Here is a 20465-nt window from a genome sequence, read left to right as displayed (position 1 = left end):
TCCTCCTTCATCTTCTTGAAATGAATCTGTTCCTTATTCTACCCAAAGTTTGCCCTGGCTCCAAGAAGCGGATCACAACTTCGGTGCAGATAACTGACTTTTCAGACGGTTTTATGATTTCCGGAGGCTTTCGCTTCATTCTCCAATGATGCAAAATAAGCGATCTTATGGTCAATCTTCCGGGCAAAGCTCTGAAAGAACTTAATCTTCTCATCGATATGCTGTTTATGCTCCTGCAGCAGTCTGCGCTGGTCGGACAAGGCTTCTTTTCCTTCCTGCGAGAGTGCGATGAATTGCTTAATATCCGCTATAGCCATTCCGGTATCCTTCAGACAGCAGATTAGCGAGATCAGCTCCAGATCCTCGTCATTGAAGCAGCGGTTGCCGTTGGCATCCCTGCCCACAACCGGCAACACTCCCTCCCGCTCATAGTAACGCAGCGTATATTGGCTTAGTCCGCTTTTTTGTGCTATGGTTTTGATGCTGTAGCCCATCTGTGCAGCTCCTCTCTGTCAGCAAGCGTTGGTTTCCCTTATAACGTACACCAATCGGATGCGATGAACAACTACTCTATCAATCTATTGACTTACACCTAACTCTAAGGTCTAAGCTTAACTCAGAACCTTTCATTTAAGGAGTGAAATATTAATGGTAAAAAGAATTAACGTCGCGAACGGCACACTTGACGTCTCCGAGATTTCTCTGGGTTGTATGCGGATTGCCGATTTATCGCCCCAAGAGGCTGAGGTCCATATCCACAGCGCCCTTGAAGTGGGCATAGACTTTTTTGACCATGCGGATATTTATGCCGGCGGTCAGGCAGAGGAAGTATTCGGCCACGTTCTGGCTGCAAATCCCGGCATGCGCGAACGGCTGATGATTCAGGCCAAATGCGGCATCCGCAACGGCTTCTTCGACTTCTCCAAGGAGCATATTGTCAGTTCAGTAGAGAACAGCCTGAAGCGGCTGCAGACTGATTATGTAGATGTCCTTCTCCTGCACCGTCCCGACACCTTGATGGAGCCGGAGGAAGTAGCCGAAGCCTTCGATAATCTGGAGCGCAGAGGTCTGGTCAAGCATTTTGGCGTCAGTAACCAGAACCCGCTGCAGATTGAGCTGCTGAAAAAAAACGTCAAGCAGCCCCTCCTGTTCAACCAGCTTCAGCTCAGCATTATGGTAACCGGAATGATTGATGCTGGCTTCAACGTCAACATGACGAATGCCGGTTCCGTAGTCCACGATGGCGGTATCCTGGAGTACAGCCGCCTGCACGATATGACCATCCAGCCATGGTCGCCGTTCCAGTACGGCTTCTTCGAGGGCGTATTCCTGGGCAACGAGAAGTTCCCTAAGGTGAACGAAGTCATTAACCGTATCGCCGGGGATAAAGGAGTAGCCGATACTGCGATTGCCATCGCCTGGCTGCTTAGACACCCGGCCAAAATGCAGCCGATTGTCGGCACCACCAACACCGCCCGCCTGCTCGACATCGCTAAGGCCTCTGACATCACCCTCAGCCGCGAGGAATGGTACGAGATTTACCGCGCAGCCGGGAATGTGCTGCCTTAAGGAAAACCTTAACTTTTTGTATGACAAAACCCGCAAACCTCTTAGTATAGAGGGTTTGCGGGTTCTTTTATCACATGCAAAAATTTTTTATATCATAATAGTCTTGTCACAGACATCTAGGTGTAAATTGTAATTATTCAAAAATTATTAAATCATCTATCTCTCCTAACGCAACATACAAGAATCTCTTAAATTTATCAATCGTAACATTACTTAAAATATCAACAAAATCCTCGTAATCTTTTATTACTTGAAAATTATTAAAGTACACTATATTCAATATCTCTGCTTCGCATTCACTTCGACTTATTGGACCAAAACTATTACTGTGTACATTTATCCTTAACTCTTCTTTTAACTCATAGAAATTCACATTTTCAAGCATAAGATTTATGATTTGTTCCAAATTTAGCGTTATCTTATTTGGAGTCTCGAAAATATCATTGCTGCTCATTAATTCAAATATATAGTAAATTTTAGTAGAATCTTCATTACTAAAGAATATAACTTCAAATTTACAGTTATTTTTGACACCATAAGCTTTATCTAATAATTTGCAAATACTTATCATGTACAATTCATTGAGAATCGTTTGTTCTTTGTTAAAAATCCTAGAGAAAAAAGCGCTAGAAAGTGCAGCTTTTTTATTACTATTACCAAATACTTTTAATATTTGAAGATCTATATTTGAATTAGTTGTTATCCGTTCCAACTCTTTGTCATGGAATTCCTGCTTTTCTTCACTACCTCTTCGCTTTGTTTTTTGAGGCAAGTCACAAAAAACAAATTCATTTTTTTCATGATCAAAAATGAAATATCTTAAATTTTCTGATACATAAGTACTGCTTAAAGTATCAAATAATTGGTCAATGTTCAAACCTTTAACGTCCTCAAGTAGGCCTATGGGACGAGAAAAAATATCATTATTTAAAGAATGAATCATTACATTGATCTTTGTCGCTTCATTGTGTTTTGATAGTATCTCTTCCTCGACCTCTCTAATTGCCATTAACATTAAGTCATAATATTCATTTTTATCATTTAATATCTTCCTCACATAATTTTCAAATTCAAGAATAAGGTTTAACCCGACTTGGTAATTCGCATTGCTCCAGCTATACAAGCAATAACAGTAACTTGTTTGTCCTCTCAAATTGCTTTTTCTCTCTGGGAAAAAATCTTTGAGCATCGCCAGTATAACAAAGTGCTCTAGAACGTGAGCTAAACCGTTTTTGCTAATGCCATCTTTTTCTGATCCCGCTTCGCATAAAATAAAAAATGAATACATCCACTACCTTCTTTCTGAACTCTCAATTCATTTTTTCCTTGATGTGATTTTAACTATGCATAATGCTCACTCTAAGAAGTAAAACTCATTTTATTAAACCGTCTTTGCAAAAATAGTAGGAGTAAGAATAAAACTGCAACAGTAATGGAAGGAACGGCAATGATTGTTGAAATACCCCCATAGGATTCAAAACTTGTATAATAGCTGTTGAACTCGGCTATCTGCATGGGTAGAAAGTTACCCATGTAATGTTTCAGAAAGAAAACATCGCTCATCTGAACGGCATAAGATATGGCTATTGTGAACAATAACAGGGCGTAGCCAGTATAAACCTGTGTGACTAATATGCTGATCAATAAGGTTATCCCTGTCATCAAGGAGATTGCCACATAACCAATGACCAGGTTGATCAAAAACTGCTCGAAATAATTGACCTCAACCATTGATAAAAAAAATTGTGGGTTACTTTGTATAGGCAAATCTGCTCCTTGCAGACCATACATGAAGAATATAGGCGTAACGTAAATCGCCACCCCCACCAGATAAAGCAATAAAGAGAGTTGGAAGGCGTTGATAATTCGTATTCTACTCAGCTTACGTTTCCCAAACTTCGTGGAATTCACCAGTCCGTCCACGCCCAGGTTCTCATCCTCATTAAAAATTGGAACCAGTATAATGGAAATTAGAACCAGGACAATGAAAACACACTGACTCATTCCAGAGTTAACGTTCTTCCACCCCTCGCTATAACCCATCCGGATAGGTTCGGAGAGAGAAGTTGCTGCAAAAATCCCATTGCTACTTCCTTCCCCAGAGCTCCCCGCTTCCTTCTTTGCACTTCTGATGATGTCTGCCCTATCCTGATTGAATTGTTCTGCTGAAACATCCCGTATTCCAGTCCAGTCCCAGCCATATACCTGGATAATCATATCCAAGGCTGGCAAATCTGCAACATCTGCTTTATTTCTGTCTTCTGGTAGGCTTAGTTCTCTGTATTTATTCAAGATTTTATTAATCTCAACTTCATCCAACACCTGCGGTTGATAGATATACCGGTATTCCGTCCCATCTGTTACCTCATATCTTGCCTGATTTAAATAACCTGATTTGATGGTGCCTAGATTGTAAAAAGTAAGTATCAGAAACAAAGCCAACAAAAAACCGAATACATTAATATTTAGGATTTTACTTCTGTTCAATTTTGATAAATAGCTCATGATTTCACCTACCTTCCTCTACTGTAAATAATATCTTCTCATCCAGATAGAGATAGCGATTCGAGATAAGAGAATGTACACAATGCCCAGAAACAGGGCGACAAAAACATAGGGAAACACAGTATTACCCACAAAATATAATTTTTCTATGCCTAGAAGATTATTGATAAAATTCTGGGGCATGAAGATCATCACTTTTTCAATCAGCGCCCCCCTCCCCATTTGATAAGTATTGACGAGATAGAAATAAATCAATGAAAGTGCTAATACCATTTTCCCTCTTTTAAAAACCACAGATAAGAACAGGATAAGATGCGTCACGACAAGTGTGGAAAAGTATCCCATTAAAATATAAAGTAACCCCTCTTGAAGCTGATTAATGGAATAAAATGTAGTTGTTCCGATTTGAACCGAAGAGTCCCAGCCGTGCAGCGTATACACTGCAGTAATAAACAACAGTACAATCGCAATATATACAAAATAGGCTATCGTAGAAAACACACAGGCGGAACCAAGCTTATAGCTGAGCAACTTCCCCCTGCTCTCCTTAGTGGATAATATTACTTTGTCAATTCCTTTGCTGCTGTTTTTGGAGAATCCCTCGCATAGAATAAAGGCCAAGAACATAAAGAACAGATAGATTGTATTTAATAGACCTATTTTCAGGTACTCCCAGCCACTATCGTATTTGAATATAAATGGGGTGTGTACTTTTTGCATTTTTTGGGATATGATTTCGATTTGTTTGTCTGTATAAGGAAATAGATTTTGTTCAGTGGATAAATATTCGGTAAAGCTGCCCTTCCAATCCACATAATAATTGGCGAGCTGCTTATCCTTTAAATTCAAGCTGTTATCGAGCGTACGGTATTTTATATATGGAAAGTTCAGTTCCCAGTTCAGCGCGTCGTGAGGGAAGGTCAATCTTTTTCCCAGCTTACGGTCTGTATCCACTGTGCCCTCAATATAAGGTTTGTCTACGCTGTGTTCGTAGTTTTGCTTCATTTTTAATAAGTAATCCAGCGTCATTGTACCCTCAACCGTGCGCTCCCTCAAAATTTTCCAGCCTCCAATACCGCTATGTATGGTTCCCTCATCATCCAAGACATCGATGCTTTTGGCCGTTTGTATCCAGGGAATCAGAATAATTATGAGAAAAAGCAGGCTGATAATCAGCGTACTTTTATTTCGCATTTTTTTCAGTTCTAGAGGAATGAAATTACGCATGGCTTCCACTCCCTAAGTAGATGTAGTAATCTTCCAGCGTGGGTTCGCATTCAATTGCGCCATATTCCATTTTTCCCAAGTAACGTACATTGACAACGTTCTCTTCCTGACGGATCCGTACGACAAGGTGTTCCTTTTTAAAGGAGGCGAGCCGCTCTCTGTCCATCTCCGCGGTGAACACTTTCCCTTTAATCCCCGATAACATCTTTTGCACATTACCTTGCTCTTTAATTTTGCCCTGATTTAGGATGATCACATTGGTGGTGATTGCTTCAATGTCCGAAATAATGTGGGTAGAAAACAAAATGATCTTATCCTGCCCCATTTCGCTTATGATGTTTGAAAAACGGATTCGCTCATTGGGGTCAAGCCCAGCGGTAGGCTCGTCAAAAATTAATATCTTCGGATCGTTAATTATGGCTTGGGCAATGCCCACCCGCCTTTTCATCCCTCCGGAAAAAGTTTTGACCTTTTTATTAGCAACCTTCTCTAGGTTAACAAACTGTAGTACCTCTGGAACTTTGTGCTTCAGTTCCTTTTTTGACAGACCTTTCAGTGCCCCCATATATTCCAGATATTCTGATGCCGTAAATGCGGGATACACCTCGAAATCCTGAGGAATATATCCCACAAGATTCCGGTATTCATCGTTCATATGAAAAATGTCTTTGCCGTTAAAGGTAACCTTGCCACTAGTTTGATGGTCGATTGCCACTAGAATTCTCATCAGGGTGCTCTTCCCTGCCCCATTATCTCCCAAAAGCCCATACACGCCTTCAGGCAATGTAAAATTCAGTTCATCGTTTGCCCGTTTTAATCCAAAAGTTCTTGTTAAATTCTCCGCTTTAATTTCCATCGCTAATCTCCTCTCTCAATTGATATACGTCTCCTTCCAAGAGAACTTTCCATTCCTCTCCCGCAGACTTTCTCCCTAACAGGAGGTTGGTATATTCTCCGTTCAGTTTTTTCACTTCCCAAGCTACCAGATTTTCATTTTCGAATCCTGCTATGATACCTGATTTTTCTCCTGCATATAGAATATTTTGAATTCTCGGATCATCCGTGTTTCCCCTGGTGCCATCGTCCGCTGGTTCGGGAAACCGATCTGCATTTTTCCTCATGTACGCATCAACAGTTTTGTAGATTCCTATTACATCCTCAATAGAAAGATGCGGAACTTCTATTGTCGGTCTAAATGCTGACTCTTTTCTTCCTTGCTCCCGATAAGTTCTTTCATTTTTTTTCCTCACTTCATCAAGACGTTTGTCCAAGGCAATATCCTCAAAAGTCCTTTTATTATTTACCTTTGCATTCTCTGGATGTTTCTCATTGCCCGGATTCTCATTCTTTGTCGTTTCAAACTTCGGATTATTATCTACGGTAATTAACTCCTCCGGGATGGTTTTATCATCCTGTAAGCTTGCATATTCTGAGTAGCTACTTTGATTTTGAAAGTAGAGGCTTCCTCCAATCAAAATGGTTATAGTTAATACAATCATTAAGATTTTTTTCACTAAGACACCTCCGTCTTTAACATGTGATCCTACATTTAAACACTCCGAGTACAATCCGAGAAGAATAATTGCCAAACCTGATATTCTTACTGCATTGGGTTTGCTGTTATATAGCGGACCACATTCCCCTTTCTTCATTTCCATTTTATACCTAATACTGGTATCAGTATAGACTCAACAACTTAAAAATCTAGGTGTGTAGATCTTAAATTTTTCTTAAATAATATAATCCAACAAATTTTAAGATTAAAAAAATATGATGTCACTATTTTTAGATTGATATATTTTAATTTAGCAATTATAATAAGCACAATCTACTATATAAAGGGTGAATGATATGAAAAAACTACCAAGAATCAGTCAAAAAGAACAAGATGTAATGTTTGTTTTTTGGCGAGATGGTGGAAATATGACCGCATCTGCCATCGCAGATAAAGGGGATGGATTGGGTATTAATACTGTTCAAGCAGCGGTTCGGAATTTATTGAAAAAGGAGTATATTGAAATTGCTGACATTGTATATAGTGGTACCGTACTAACAAGAAGCTATAAGCCTGTCATAAGTGCAGAACAATTTGCTGCATACCAATTGCAAATTCTAAAAATAAATGCTAATAACTTTTCAGTATCGAGCTTTATAGAACATTTTAAAGCAAATAATGAGATAGAATGTTTCAAAGAGTTGACATAGTCATTAATGATATGCTGCAAAGTTCCCCCTTTCAACTACTCTCCTGCAATAGCAGGCTCTTTAATGAATCCTTTATAGTTGTCTGCTTGAATGTCATACAGCTCTGCGTATATTTTATTATTGCTCATTAGCAAATTATGATCACCCACAGCGTCTACTTTGCCTTTGTGTATAACAATTATTTGATCAATATTTTTTATATTAGTGAATCTATGAGTAATAATTATATTAATCCTATCTGTTTTTTTGTTCACCATACTTTTAAAGACTTCCCCTTCTGTCTTAGCATCTAGTGCTGCTGTCGGTTCATCAAATACCATAACATCTGCTTCCCGGACGAAACTTCTTGAGATAGCCAGTCTTTGCCATTGTCCTGTCGAAATATCTTCACTATTCTCCCATCCAATTAATAAATTCGTATCAAACTTTCTATTCAATTCATTAATAAAATCATGTGCTTGACCTAAGACTGAAGCTTCTATTATAACTGGCATATTGTTAATATTTTCAACCATGGAAATCCCAATATTTTCTCTTATTGAAAGCGGAAACTTCACAAAATCCTGAAACATTGCACTCATTTTTTCGAAATACGCTTCTTTGTCATACAAAGTTCTATTAATGCCATTGATTAATATCTCGCCTTTTGTTGGTGCATACAACCCTAAAATGAGCTTGATCAACGTAGTTTTACCGCTTCCGTTATATCCGACCACTGCATAATCAAATCCCTTTTTCAATGTCAAATTTATATCTTCTAAAATATAGTGACATGAGCTTGGATATTTAAAATAAACTCCTATAAACTCAATTGAATCCACGACGAAATCCTTTATTAAATCCTCCCTAACCTCCTCGTTTTTTGTTGATTTTAATTTGTTTAACCTTTCAAAACTCAACAAATACAAACAATTTTCATATAGAGTCAAAGTACAGCTTATTAAATTGATCAAAGCATTTTGCAGCTTAGTAGCAGTTTCAATGCTCATTATAATAACACCGATTGACAGTTTACTTATAACACCATTCACAACTATGATTATTTTCAATAAATATGTAAGTAAATGTTGAATAGAATCGCCTAAGGTAGATTTTATAGTCAAAGCTCTTTTTACATTTTTATCTTGCTCAATGATCTGTTCAAAAATATTATTAATAATATTCTGTATAAAAGATATATTGGAAAACAACTTCATTTCTTTGAAATTTTCATATGTAACTATCATTTCCTTCAAAGAACCATAGTATCTGATTTTTTCATACCGTTTATCATATACTTCAAATAACTTTGACATAGATTTTAAATTAATTATTGTACTTGGGACTATTGATAGTATGATGATAATCACTATACTTACCTGGTACGATGCCAATATACTTATTGTCCCAACGAATATAGTTATATTCATGATAATCTCAATAATGTTATTCAAGATGCCTATACTTCTCACTGTGGACTCATCATTTGTTTTTTGGATGTCATTATGTAGCCCCGGATCTTCAAAATCTTGCATTTCCATGCTATTTACAATTTCAATAGTTTTATTTGTTATATACTTATCAACTAATACAGTATAAATTTCCTTTACATAATTTGTAGTTTTATTAAGTATCAATTTTAGTAGTACAATAATGAAATGAAGAAGGAATAGATATATTACGATCATATAATCTTTGTTATTATTTATTAAAAGAGAACCTATTTGATCTATGATATGCTGCCATACAATTAAGTTTATGATATCAGGTAAAGCCATAACAGAACTTAAAACTAAAATTAATATGAAGTATTTTCTTGAAGAAGCGAATAAAACACCTAGAGCAGTTTTCATAATAGCCAAGTAGTTAATAACGTGTCTAAAATTGTTGAGTTTCTTCATCTGATTATCCTCCAGTATTCATTGTGTTCTAAGTACTAAGGACGTGACTACACCCTGAAGAATAATAAGGTTATTTTATTATATTCGACATAGCTCCTAGCCTACCGATGGGTAGCAACTCTAGTTGAACAACCTTAGATTTGAATACAACAATGTCTTCGCCCATTTCTGACGAAGACACTGTTGTATTATGCACTTAGTTTCTTGCCTCGTCGAAGTTCTACGTGTTTTTTACAGAACCGGCGCAAGAGCATGTTTAGTCAAGTGCTAAAATTTTAGTTACTGAATAGTTCGTTAATTGAGAATTACACATACTGCTGGTTTCTAAAACTAGTTTCTTGCTGCGTCTTGGTTAGCCGCTTCATTCACAGAACCGATGCAAGAGCATTGACAACCAGTTCCTGAAACCTTAGTAGCTGCTTGGTTATTTAATTTAGAGTTACATACACATGGTGCACGAAAAGCGATACTCTCATTGTCAATAGCTTGCTGTTGATATGGATTCATAATTTTCAGCATATTCTCACCTCCTTTCATTTATGTATTTATCCAGGTTTAAATGAGAACAATTAAACCGAGAAATCAATTGTTATAAAAGAACATCGTCATTAAAGATTGCTAACTGTTCCGGTGATGTCCTAAGTAAGTTGTGATAATTCTTTAAACTACGTTCTGTTGTACTTCTATAATATTCACACTCTGCAAGGTCAGGTTCCCTGACGCCCGAAGAATCCATTCTATCTACATAACAACTACTACAAAGTTTAGCGGCCCAACAATCAGAGCAAATATTTTCCCAAACTTCGGAAAATTCATAAACGTATTTATTATAAATCTTTTCCTCAATAATCCCTTGATTTATATCTCCTATTGAAGGACTGTTTCCTATTCTTTCACATGCAAGAAAATCGCCAACTGCAGAAACAAATAACCGTCGGGATCCAACAACACAACAACCATTCATTGGCACAAAATTAGTAGCTCTTTTGGTTACGCTTCTTTTATGAATTCTATCAAGTGAATTAAAAATAGTTTGTTCTTTAAGCTCTTCCAAATTGCTTGTAATACTGAGTTGCTTATCCTGCCATTGACGTAACGATTGATCATTATAATCAGAGCTTTTAAGCAATTCTTCCGGCACAGTGCCAGGACCGGCATAGCCTAATTGATATCGAAAATCTTCATGAGTAAAATCTAAATTTGTAAAAAATTCATCTATTTGAGAAACCTTTTCGACGCTATAGGGAGGCATGTACACCGCATTTGCACTTATGTGCATTTTCTTGCCATTTTTTCTGGCTACGCTATTTAATAATTTGAATTTCTTGAAAACGTCATCAAATGAGCCAGTGCCACTCTTATAAACCCGATACATATCATGTATTTCTTTGGGACCATCAATGCTGCAAAGAATAGATAAATTATCAACGGTAGCAAAATATTCAGCCATTTTGGGGGTTAATACAGACAAGTTAGTAGTAAAAGAAAATTGTATAGTCCTGCCCGCTAAAGCAACCTTTGAGTATTCAATAACTTCTTTTAATAGCTCGAATTCAAGTAACGGCTCTCCGCCATAAAAAGTAATAGAAACCTCCTGCTGATCCCCATAAAGTTTCATGTAATCAATAGATTTAAGCGCCGTATCAGATGACATTCTTTTTGAAGTAAAAGCCCGATTATGAGGATACCCATCATGGTAAATGCAATAGCGGCAACGCATGTTGCATTTACCAGTTAATTCTAAAATGAGTTGTGTTGTACCTGTATTCATTTCTTTTTTTATATACTCTAGGGATATGTCATTATATAAGTGTTTAATTTTGAACCCTTTGAATAAGTCCTCCTCATTAATTGAAGTCATTAATTCGTCTACATTAACGTTGTGAGCATAAATATATTGATTTAATTCATCTAAACTTTTAGTAGAGGAAATTAACAATTCAAATAACTGAGCTATATCATTGTCAAGCATCACAACCTTACTTGTACCACTATCGTAGAAGTAATAAAAGTTATGTTCTGAAAATATCTTCCCCATAGAAAGTGCTGTTTGTGCTGGTTTCTCTTTTTTGTATTCTTGGATGTAATTAAAAAGCTCTGAAAAGTTCTCGAAGTTATCTTTATATGTATCCATCCCATTCCCTCCTACCATTAAAATACAACTATTGAATATTATTATAATGACAAATTAAAAAAATATCAACAAATTATTTTTTTGACATATAATAATTTTCTTTCTTAACTCATTTGGCTTGTAAAGTTTAGTAGGCGAATACTTTGCTTGATATGACAAAAACTGAGCCCCATACTTTAATAGACAAATTCGCATAGGAACTTGCAACAGTCTAAACCAAAAAAGAGCAGCATAAGCGCTGCTCTTTTTTGCTAAACTGGGATCGAATTCTTAATCTCTAGAGTCATACTATTTACTTTTGTTGTGTGTGCTACCACGATATAAATGTTTCTTAATACTACCCTTCAACCTTCTTAAGAAGAAGCTTCATTGCTCTGCGCCTGGCTCTGGTCAAATAGGATCTAATATTAACCGCTTGGACATTCATAGAAGCAGCAAGCTCGTGATCACTCCATTCAAGAATATACTTGTTATACAATAACGTCTGATCCCGTTCTGATAACTCACTGAGTACCTTGGCAATCTCTCTATAATCCTCCTTGAGGCTATACATCTCCTCAATGCTGGGTTGCTTGTCTGCAATTTGTTCTAAACTTTCAACGGTTATTCCCGCATAGATATGATTCAGATACCCCTTTCGCTGCTTCGCATGATTAATAGTAGTATTATGTACTGTATGAACCAGATAGGAAACTTGTTTATACGGTTCCAGGGAACGCAATAATGTAGCTTTACTGATTAATCGGACGAAGGACTCCTGTATCATATCATCGACAACATGATAGTTCCGCAAGATCTCATAAGCCTTCTTTTTCATTATAGAATAATACTTATCATATAGTTCAGTTAGAAATACAACATCCTCATTAACTTCAAAAGTCGATAGGATAGTGAAGAACATGAATAATTCCGCCTCCCTTTCACTTACATTATAATACATAATTATAATTTAACTCCTTATTTTGTAAGTGACATATGTTTCACTGGATGCTACTAATACAGCATCAGCTTTAAAATAGTTAAAATATGGTGAATGTGAAGATGAGAGTCCGATGAAACCGGCAAGCAGCTGAGAGAAGACTCCGAATACGTAAGCCATAGAACTTGTAGTATCTTTATTTTCACGTAACCGCTTGCGGGACATTGCTGAAGTGGAAACTAGACTTACTATAAAATGCTAAAACTCGCAAAAATCCTTGTAAATTCAAGGTTCTTGCGAGTTTTTTTGTATCCACTAATTCTATCTTAATATGTACTCATTTATTACATTCCGTGTTATTTTGTCATAATTTGAATCCGATGATTGGTTCACTGTTGATCCCGTCAAATGTTAATGCAGCTACTGAATCTGAGAATACATCGGCTAAGATCGTGACCGCCGCGTCCTTTACTCAAATAGATTCGGGCTACAGTTCTTATCGTACATTGGCCCCTGGAGCAACAGAGTCATTCAAAATCACTAATAGCAGTCCTTACGCCCGGGGATTTCAACTAACTGTTAACAGCCCAGGAGCCAATCATTATCCATCGTACATTAACTTTACTGGTTCAGGAAGATTCCCCCTATGTCGCAGCAATTCGGACTCTATGTATGTGACATTATAATTCAGCCGGTTCAACTTGTAACATTGAGATAACCGGCGCCACATATCAGACTGGCCCCAGTAATTATGTAATTACTGTTTATTAAATTATTGCCCTTCCTTCTCAGCAACCGTTAGTTACAGAAGTCTCAAAAAACACCGCCAGACTTTAGACCTTTTCGGCTAAAGCTGGCGGTGTTTTTTTACTACCTCGTGATTGGACTTGCTTTTTTACCCATCCTATAAATTCCAATCCAGGCTAACAATAATACAATTTGAGCCAGAACGACCAGCCACAAGACTTCCGTGAAACCTCCTATGAGGCAAAATATAGTATTAACCAGCGGGAATCCTACGAAAGTAAACATGATCGGAAAATCTTTTTTGGGCGTGATTGAATAATTAGCCTTCCGGTCCCAGAACTTTATGAAGGTTAATGCTAAAACTCCGATGGTAATGACAGAAAGTGCAATCAACATCACCCATTGCATATTAGAGGTTCTTTCGAAGAACGGCCCCATATAGTTAAAGAAGTTAGATAAAGGTGAGAACATACAAGCCAATGACGCAATGGCCGCCAGAAACGGATAGATGTAACCCACGGATTTACTGTAGCCTTTCTTTTTATGCCACCATTCCCCAATTAGAATAAAGACTGTCCAATACCCCGCTATATAAATCCATCCTGTAAAATTCATCACCGGTTCCCCATAGATTTGAGGTTCACCGGCCAGCGGATAATACGTCCATCTTGCAATGGTTCCATCCATGGTCTCAAAAATCTGTTTAACAGCCACCGGGTCGAGTGAAAAGTCAAACACCATAGCGCTTAATCCCGTAATAAAGGGCTTCGTCCAGGACGGTATATTAACAGACTTTAGAACACGCAAGGTGGAATAAATGATCAGGAACTCAATAATAGGTACCGTAATCGGTATATTAAATAACATTAAAATACTCCGGCCATAAGCGTAGAAGCCTTCCCCAAGCGATGAAGCCGTAATTTCAAAAACGGCGGCGTAAAAAAACACAAAACCTATAAATTGCAATAGAACCGTTTTGGGATGCGTTTCCTTATCAAGGATATAGAACACCATTAGGACAGCAGCAATTAAGACAAGAATGTCTTGAATAACCCATACAGGCACTACAGTTATACTACCCATTTTCTTCCTCCAATTAATTTAATTTGAATCGAACGATTAAATAAATTATAATGTCACCATGTTAGTTAAACAACAGGCTGTTCGTTTGGATTATGTTAGTTATCATACAAATCATATTAGATTTGTTCATTTACTATTTTATTATTTTAAATTGGGAGGATACGATGTCAGACAAAAAAACAGATCACAGAGTGAGATATACAAAAATGGTTATCAAAGAAAGCTTGTTGAAGCTGTTGACAGAACGCTCTATCAACAAAGTTACCGTGACCGACATTTGCTGCGAAGCAGGGATTAACCGCAACACCTTTTATTCACACTATGCGAATCAGTTTGAGCTTCTTTCAACGATTGAAAATGAGCTTTACGAAGACATTAAGCAGGTCGGGATGAGTTCGTCCAACCCTCAGAAGCTATCTTATGAATTATGTAAGTATATAAAAGCGAATAAAACGATATGTGAGGTTCTATTCTCCGAGCATGGCGATAAAGAATTATTAGAAAGAATCCTGTATATCAGTCACGATCTAACCATTGAGCGCTGGAAGCAGGAATTAAAATATTTTGATCCCCAATTATTTGAGTCCTGGTATACGTTCACCGCTCATGGCAGCATAGCCATTATTAAAAAGTGGGTGAGCAGTGGTCTCAAGGAAAACCCGAGTAAGGTTGCGGCTTTTATTGATAAAGCGACTGAGGCCGTATCAAAAGCATTTTATGCCGAAAATTCATAATCTATTAAAATAAGCGGCCGCTCATTGTTGAGGGCCGCTATTCTACACTCTTACTGCTTTATCCCTTAATAGCTCCCACCAGGGCGCCTTTTACAAAATACTTCTGCAGAAAGGGATAGATGACCAGAACAGGTACCGTAGAGATCACGATGGTTGCATATTTGATCGTTTCGCCAATTTTCGCGGCCTCTCCTACGCCCGCCCCGTACGAAATATTATCCGTGGCGTTATTGAGGAGAATCTCGCGCAGGACGAGCTGCAGCGGATACAGCGTACGCTCCTGAATGAACACGGAAGGAATAAACCACATATTCCATTTGTCTGCTGCCGTATACAGTACAATAACGCTAATGACCGGCAAGGACAAAGGCAGCACGATGTTGAGCAGCAGCGTCAGATGGTTAGCGCCGTCGATCTGGGCCGACTCCTCAAGCTCGGCGGGAAGCGACAGAAAGGCGGTGCGCAGAATAATCAGATGGAACGTATTGATTGCAAACGGAAGGAGCAGCGCCCCCAGAGTATTCATAAGCCCCATCCCTTTTACCACAAGATAGAACGGAATCAGGCCTGCGTTAAAGAACATCGTCACTACAACGAATTGCATGAACAGCTTATTCCACAGCACCAGACGCCGCGAAAGCACATAGGCCGCCACAATCGTCATGGTTAAATTAAGAACGATACCGCCGGCAACAAGCTTGATTGTATTCCCGTACCCCGTCCAAATCGCCGGATTGGCAAGCGCTCGCTCATAGGCCAGTATACTGAATCCGGCCGGCTTCCACAGCAGGCTGCCGCTTGCCATAAGCCTATCCCCTTCGCTAAAGGAAGCAAACAGGACATACATTAGCGGATACAGGGTAACAACCACAAGAACCGTCAACAGAGCATATACGATAATACCAAGAATCCGGTCCGACAATTGCATAGATTTGGCCTCCTACCATAAGCTGTTTTGATTTATTTTGCGGCTGAGCGCGTTGGCGGACAGCAGAAGCAGGAGATTAATCGCGGAATTGAACAACCCAATGGCGGAGCTAAAGCTCCAGTCGTTGTCAAGCAGCCCCTTACGGTATACAAATGTGGAAACGACGTCAGCCGTCCCGTAAATGACGGGATTGTAGAGTAACAGGATTTTCTCATAACCCACCTCCAGCAAACGGCCCATCCGCAATATACCCATGACCATAATCGTCGGCAACAGCCCGGGCAGCGTTATGCTTATCATCTGACGGAGCCGACTGGCACCGTCTATTCGTGCCGCCTCGTACTGCTCCCTTGGAATTGTGGTGAGCGCAGCCGCATAAATGATCGACTCCCAGCCCATCCGCTGCCAGATTTCGGACAGTACATAGATGCCCCGGAACAGCCCCGGCTGCTGCAGCATATCCTGGCCATCCCCGCCGGTCAGCCACGTATAGGCCAGATTCACAATGCCGCCGCTATGGGTCAAGTCCTTGATCAGGCTGCTGACAACGATCAGCGAGATGAAGTAAGGCATGAACGATACCGTCTGCACAAAAGACTTGATATAACGGGAACGAACCTCATGGATCAGCAGCGCGAGGACGATAGGAGCCGTAAACTCAAACAGCAGTGAGTATAGGCTCAGCAGCACTGTATTCCCGAGCAAGCGCCAGAAATAGTAGCTGTTGAAGAAGGAGCGGAAGTGCTCCAGTCCTATCCACTCGCTTCCCCAAATCCCTTTCATAGGCGTATAATTCTGAAAAGCAATAACTGCTCCGTACATGGGCAGGTATTGAAACAACACATAATAGATGACAACCGGAAGCGCTAATACATACAGCCATTTATTGCGTTTGAAATCCCTGGCGATACTGCGTCTGTTCATCGGCTAAGGAAGCGCTCATAAGCAGCTTGCTGAATTTCGAGCGCGCGGCCGATGCCCAGTTGCTCAAGCTGGTCCGCAAACCTGCGGTAAGCGTCATCCGCAGACACTGTGCCCAGAATAATCTTAAGCGTTGTCTCGTCGACAAGTGTATTAATATCGGCCATAATACGCGCATATTCGCCTGATTCCTCCGCCGTAATCGAGACGGGAGGCAGAACATGCTTCAGATTGTCCGTTTTCCAGCGGTCATAATTATGATCCTCGTTCGTCAGGGCCAATTTGCCGATCAGCTCTTTGGATTCGACATAGGGGCCTGGATTCACAGTATGGGTATACAGAGTCAACGCTTCAAGATAGGACAGGTTGTCCGGATTTTGTGTAATCAGACCAGTTACCTCCGGCTTGCCGTCTTTCATGATATAGGACTGCCCCTCCGTCCCATAGTTGAACAATAGATAGCCCTCTTCTCCATAAGCATAATCAAGCACCTGAACGGCGAGCTCGGGATGCTTGCTGGTGGCGGACACGGCAGCGGATGCTTCAGCCCCGTATAACCAGGCTTCCTGTCCGAACTTTGGAGTCTCGCCCTTATTCAGTACGGGATACGGCGCAAACACGAAGACTGCCTGCGGATTCCCGGCGGCAAGCGCCGTCTCCCATTTATCTATATTGGCACCTGAAGAGAAGGTCGCTCCGGAAGCTCCGGTCATGATATTGGCATCCTGCGTTTTGCGGTCGTTCTGGGAGAAGCTCTGGTCCAGCAGCCCTTCCTTGTACCAGGCGTTCATCGTCTCCAGAAACTGCCTGTACCCAGGCTGCAACGGGCCATACTTCACCTTCCCGTCTTCAACGTAGAAGTCACGAATGACCCCGAACGCTCCGATGAATGCCCCGTCCAGGAAACCCTGCAGCGCACTAGATTGACTATTGAAAGTCAGCGGGGCCCGCGCTCCCTTTTGTTCCTTGAACGCCGTAAGTACTTTGTGCCACTCCTCAATAGTCGCCGGAACGTCCAAATTCAATTCCTGCAGCCAATCCTTTCGCAGCACCGGACCCGCCCATTGCGTGGTCATCCCTCCCTCTTTGAGAAACGGGAAAGCATAATAGTCTCCGTTATCCGTTTTGACCAGCTTGTCGATGTCGGGGTGCTCCTGCAAATACTTTTTCAGGTTCGGCGCGTACTGATCAATCAGATCGTTTAACCGCAGAATGTAGCCATCCTTAATCGCCTTTTCCGGTCCCCCCGGTAAGCCGGTCAGCCAGTTGTATTCGATAATGTCGGTCAGCTCCCCCGAAGACAGCATAACGCTGAACGCTTCCTTCGCCTGAGCCGAGGAGATTTCCGAGAACCGGACCGGTACGCCAATCCGCTTCTGCCATTCCTGATAAAAGGGGATATCCTTGATGCTTGGTTTAAGAGTCGTCTGAGTTAGCAGCCAATAGGTTAGTTCAGTATCCGTCTGAATCGGATAATCCGGGCCTGAGCCGTTGCCCGACTGCACCGCTTCCGGTGCTTCGCCCCGTCCTGAGCACGCTGTGATTAGGAACAGCAGAGCCATCACAAACGGCAGCACGAATGTTTTTTTCATTGTCAGCATATCTTGAAGGTTCACTCCTTATGAGCTGCGGTTGTCACTCTTGTAAACAGAGGGCCCGCTTTGCTATAATCCATAGTAAATATAGATAATTACTCGACATTCCTGCAAAAAAAAGAGGAGGCTCAACAATGATCAGGTACCGCAATCACGATTTCATGTGCACCTCCGAAATTGCCCTGGGGTTGATCAGCGGCAAATGGAAGCCCTTGATTCTAGGCCATTTATCGCAACAAACCTACCGGTTCAATGAACTGCTGCGCTTGATGCCCGGAGCCACGCAAAAAATGCTGACGATACAGCTAAGAGACCTGGAAACCGCCGGTTTAATCGTCCGCAAAGTGTATGTCGTCGTTCCGCCGAAGGTGGAATACTCCCTTACCGATACGGGTAAAAGACTTATGTCCATCTTAGTCCAGCTCTGCGACTTTGGCGCCGATTATATACAGGCATTTCCGGAGGAGGACCAGACGGCTGCGGAGCATCGCGCTTAACCTCCTCTGCTGCTGAACTCCTTCCGGTAGACTTAGGAAATGCCGCGGTGGAGCAGGAATTTAGCACCGAATTGTTTGCCTGCCCGAAGCGCCCCTGCGTATTCATCCGCCCCACCTCCGCCGATCACGACGACGTTCTGCGGGAACAGCTTACCGAGCAGTCCCAGGAGGAGAGGCGTGTTTCCTTTAGCCGAAACATAGTATATGCTGTCCCGGGAGCTGTCCGCCAGACCAGGTAGCCCTAATAGATCAGCCGCTTCGTACTCAAGCCAACCGGAACGTCCTTCACTCCCAGAGGTGGGACTGGAGGATTCTGATTCTGTGGAAATAACAGCCTCGGGACGGTACATATAGCGCTGTCCCCGCAGAGCCTGTCCGAGATCCACACCATACTCCCTTCCCTCAGAATCAGTCAACCGCAGCACAAGCGAAGCGCGTCCCGGCTCAAGCATCCGGGGTACGATATCGGCATCACTTCTAAAATGCAGACTTGCCGCATTGGTCTTGTCCCCGTTTGACTTGCCGGGCGCACAAGAATCAATCCAGCTGCGGGGCGCCGCCCCGTAATCAGCCTGCTCATAATCGAAAGCGATTGCTTCCGTATTCCCGGCTTCCGAACCTGGCAGGATTTGTGCAGGGTGCCAGCGGAGCAGGCACGGGGCTGCGGTTACCGGCGACTTCCCGACCGCTGCGGGCAGCACAGTCCCGAGCCGGTATTGGAATCCGTAACCAACCGTGACAAGCTCCGGGCACAACACCTTCTGGGTAAAGCGTACGATTTCCTTGTGTCCAATCCGTTTGACAATCAGCTCGGTGAAGAAGCTGTCCCGCGCTGGTTCAAGGTGACGCAATCCAATGACCTCGCGATCCTCTCCAATCTCCAAGGGAACCTCCTCCCAATTTTCATATGGAATCAATATATCCCTGAGCAACACAAGCTGATGCAAATACTCGTTGAACAACTGCATGACTTCCGGGCTGCCGGCCGGTCCCATCAAAATACTTACCGCCTCCAGCGTCCATAAATGCTGATCGCACCGGCTCCGATGAACGAGCCGGAGCAAGGCATCATATCCATACCTTTGCCTTCCCGTCTGCTCAGTATAAATTTCCCGCGCCCAGCCTGATAGAGCTGTTCCGATTTGCTCTGCCTGGGCGAGGAACAGGCTCTTTCGCTCCTCGCCCGCCGCAAGCGAAGCGAACGGCAGCACTGCTTCTCTCCCGGAGACCGCCAGGCTTGCTTGAAGATTCTTTAACAGCGGCCCAGCAGAAGCAGCTCCCAGCCGGGCACACACCGCTTCGAGCAGAATTCCGGCTTCACGGACAATCTCCTTGGCCCGGTACACACCAGCAGGAATATCCCACTTTGCCAGCTCCCGGACAGTTTTAGAATTCCACGATAGCGCTTCTGGTGTAGGGTCCAACTGCGTTCCAAAGCGCAGAGTTCCTCCCTCCATTCGGATCCGATAATCCACTTGCGACCTCCCCCAATCATTATGTTTGACTCAGTATAGAATCATT

The 20465-nt window shown here is 41.5% G+C and carries 19 protein-coding genes; 4 read left to right on the top strand and 15 right to left on the bottom strand.

The features are described 5' to 3' along the window. Window positions 1–101: 101 nt before the first annotated feature. A complete protein-coding gene (locus tag NSU18_RS24675; RefSeq protein WP_341150284.1) occupies window positions 102–494 on the bottom strand; it encodes a MerR family transcriptional regulator in 393 nt (130 codons plus the stop codon). A 154-nt stretch (window positions 495–648) separates the two neighbouring features. Between NSU18_RS24675 and NSU18_RS24670 the strand changes: the two genes are divergently transcribed. After that, complete coding sequence (locus NSU18_RS24670; protein WP_341150283.1) at window positions 649–1569, top strand: aldo/keto reductase; 921 nt, start codon at window positions 649–651, stop codon at window positions 1567–1569. Window positions 1570–1702: 133 nt separating this feature from the next. On the opposite strand, the gene NSU18_RS24665 is transcribed toward NSU18_RS24670, so the two are convergent. From NSU18_RS24665 to NSU18_RS24645, 5 genes are all read right to left on the bottom strand, one after another. Beyond that, a complete protein-coding gene (locus NSU18_RS24665) occupies window positions 1703–2857 on the bottom strand; it encodes a hypothetical protein (protein WP_341150282.1) in 1155 nt (384 codons plus the stop codon). A 71-nt stretch (window positions 2858–2928) separates the two neighbouring features. Continuing rightward, complete coding sequence (locus NSU18_RS24660; RefSeq protein ID WP_341016695.1) at window positions 2929–4074, bottom strand: hypothetical protein; 1146 nt, start codon at window positions 4072–4074, stop codon at window positions 2929–2931. Window positions 4075–4092: 18 nt separating this feature from the next. After that, window positions 4093–5310, bottom strand: coding sequence for a hypothetical protein (locus tag NSU18_RS24655; protein ID WP_341150281.1), 1218 nt, complete (start codon window positions 5308–5310; stop codon window positions 4093–4095). Continuing rightward, window positions 5294–6157, bottom strand: a complete 864-nt coding sequence (locus NSU18_RS24650) for an ABC transporter ATP-binding protein (RefSeq protein WP_341016693.1) — start codon at window positions 6155–6157, stop codon at window positions 5294–5296. The genes NSU18_RS24655 and NSU18_RS24650 overlap by 17 nt, the downstream gene beginning before the upstream one ends. Further along, on the bottom strand, window positions 6147–6815 hold the full coding sequence (locus NSU18_RS24645) for a hypothetical protein (RefSeq protein WP_341016692.1): 669 nt from the start codon (window positions 6813–6815) through the stop codon (window positions 6147–6149). Before NSU18_RS24645 ends, NSU18_RS24650 begins: the two co-directional genes overlap by 11 nt. Window positions 6816–7152: 337 nt before the next feature. Here NSU18_RS24645 and NSU18_RS24640 point away from each other — a divergent pair, with 337 nt between their 5' ends. Continuing rightward, window positions 7153–7506, top strand: coding sequence for a BlaI/MecI/CopY family transcriptional regulator (locus NSU18_RS24640; RefSeq protein WP_341016691.1), 354 nt, complete (start codon window positions 7153–7155; stop codon window positions 7504–7506). 35 nt (window positions 7507–7541) lie between these two features. On the opposite strand, the gene NSU18_RS24635 is transcribed toward NSU18_RS24640, so the two are convergent. The 5 genes from NSU18_RS24635 to NSU18_RS24615 all read right to left on the bottom strand — a co-directional run bounded on the left by NSU18_RS24635 (window position 7542) and on the right by NSU18_RS24615 (window position 14269). Beyond that, window positions 7542–9386: an ABC transporter ATP-binding protein gene (locus tag NSU18_RS24635; protein ID WP_341016690.1), complete on the bottom strand. Its 1845-nt coding sequence runs from the start codon at window positions 9384–9386 to the stop codon at window positions 7542–7544. A 330-nt stretch (window positions 9387–9716) separates the two neighbouring features. Next, window positions 9717–9905, bottom strand: coding sequence for a hypothetical protein (locus NSU18_RS24630; protein ID WP_341016688.1), 189 nt, complete (start codon window positions 9903–9905; stop codon window positions 9717–9719). A gap of 70 nt (window positions 9906–9975) precedes the next feature. Next, window positions 9976–11520, bottom strand: coding sequence for a radical SAM protein (locus NSU18_RS24625; protein ID WP_341150280.1), 1545 nt, complete (start codon window positions 11518–11520; stop codon window positions 9976–9978). Window positions 11521–11857: 337 nt separating this feature from the next. Further along, a complete protein-coding gene (locus NSU18_RS24620; protein WP_341016686.1) occupies window positions 11858–12421 on the bottom strand; it encodes an RNA polymerase sigma factor in 564 nt (187 codons plus the stop codon). Between the two features lie 888 nt (window positions 12422–13309). Next, window positions 13310–14269: a carotenoid biosynthesis protein gene (locus NSU18_RS24615; RefSeq protein WP_341150279.1), complete on the bottom strand. Its 960-nt coding sequence runs from the start codon at window positions 14267–14269 to the stop codon at window positions 13310–13312. Window positions 14270–14433: 164 nt separating this feature from the next. On the opposite strand from NSU18_RS24615, the gene NSU18_RS24610 reads away from it, so the two are divergent. After that, window positions 14434–15003, top strand: coding sequence for a TetR/AcrR family transcriptional regulator (locus NSU18_RS24610; protein ID WP_341016684.1), 570 nt, complete (start codon window positions 14434–14436; stop codon window positions 15001–15003). 58 nt (window positions 15004–15061) lie between these two features. On the opposite strand, the gene NSU18_RS24605 is transcribed toward NSU18_RS24610, so the two are convergent. Genes NSU18_RS24605 through NSU18_RS24595 form a run of 3 tightly spaced genes read right to left on the bottom strand, consistent with a single transcriptional unit; the run spans window position 15062 to window position 18444 of the window. Next, window positions 15062–15931, bottom strand: a complete 870-nt coding sequence (locus NSU18_RS24605; protein ID WP_341016682.1) for a carbohydrate ABC transporter permease — start codon at window positions 15929–15931, stop codon at window positions 15062–15064. A 12-nt stretch (window positions 15932–15943) separates the two neighbouring features. Beyond that, entirely contained in the window at window positions 15944–16855 is a 912-nt protein-coding gene (locus NSU18_RS24600) for an ABC transporter permease (protein ID WP_341016681.1), read from the bottom strand. Beyond that, window positions 16852–18444 carry an extracellular solute-binding protein gene (locus NSU18_RS24595; RefSeq protein ID WP_341016679.1) on the bottom strand — a complete coding sequence of 531 codons (1593 nt, stop codon included), beginning with the start codon at window positions 18442–18444 and terminating at the stop codon, window positions 16852–16854. Before NSU18_RS24595 ends, NSU18_RS24600 begins: the two co-directional genes overlap by 4 nt. A 137-nt stretch (window positions 18445–18581) precedes the next feature. Between NSU18_RS24595 and NSU18_RS24590 the strand changes: the two genes are divergently transcribed. Further along, window positions 18582–18944 carry a winged helix-turn-helix transcriptional regulator gene (locus tag NSU18_RS24590; RefSeq protein WP_341016677.1) on the top strand — a complete coding sequence of 121 codons (363 nt, stop codon included), beginning with the start codon at window positions 18582–18584 and terminating at the stop codon, window positions 18942–18944. A 32-nt stretch (window positions 18945–18976) separates the two neighbouring features. Here NSU18_RS24590 and NSU18_RS24585 read toward each other — a convergent pair whose 3' ends face one another. Beyond that, a complete protein-coding gene (locus NSU18_RS24585) occupies window positions 18977–20419 on the bottom strand; it encodes a hypothetical protein (protein WP_341150278.1) in 1443 nt (480 codons plus the stop codon). Window positions 20420–20465 lie beyond the last annotated feature (46 nt).

Source organism: Paenibacillus sp. FSL H8-0048 (genome assembly GCF_038002825.1).
Lineage (GTDB): Bacteria > Bacillota > Bacilli > Paenibacillales > Paenibacillaceae > Paenibacillus_AQ.
The sequence above is the reverse complement of the archived record's forward strand: the minus strand, read 5'-3'. Positions and strand labels throughout refer to the sequence as shown.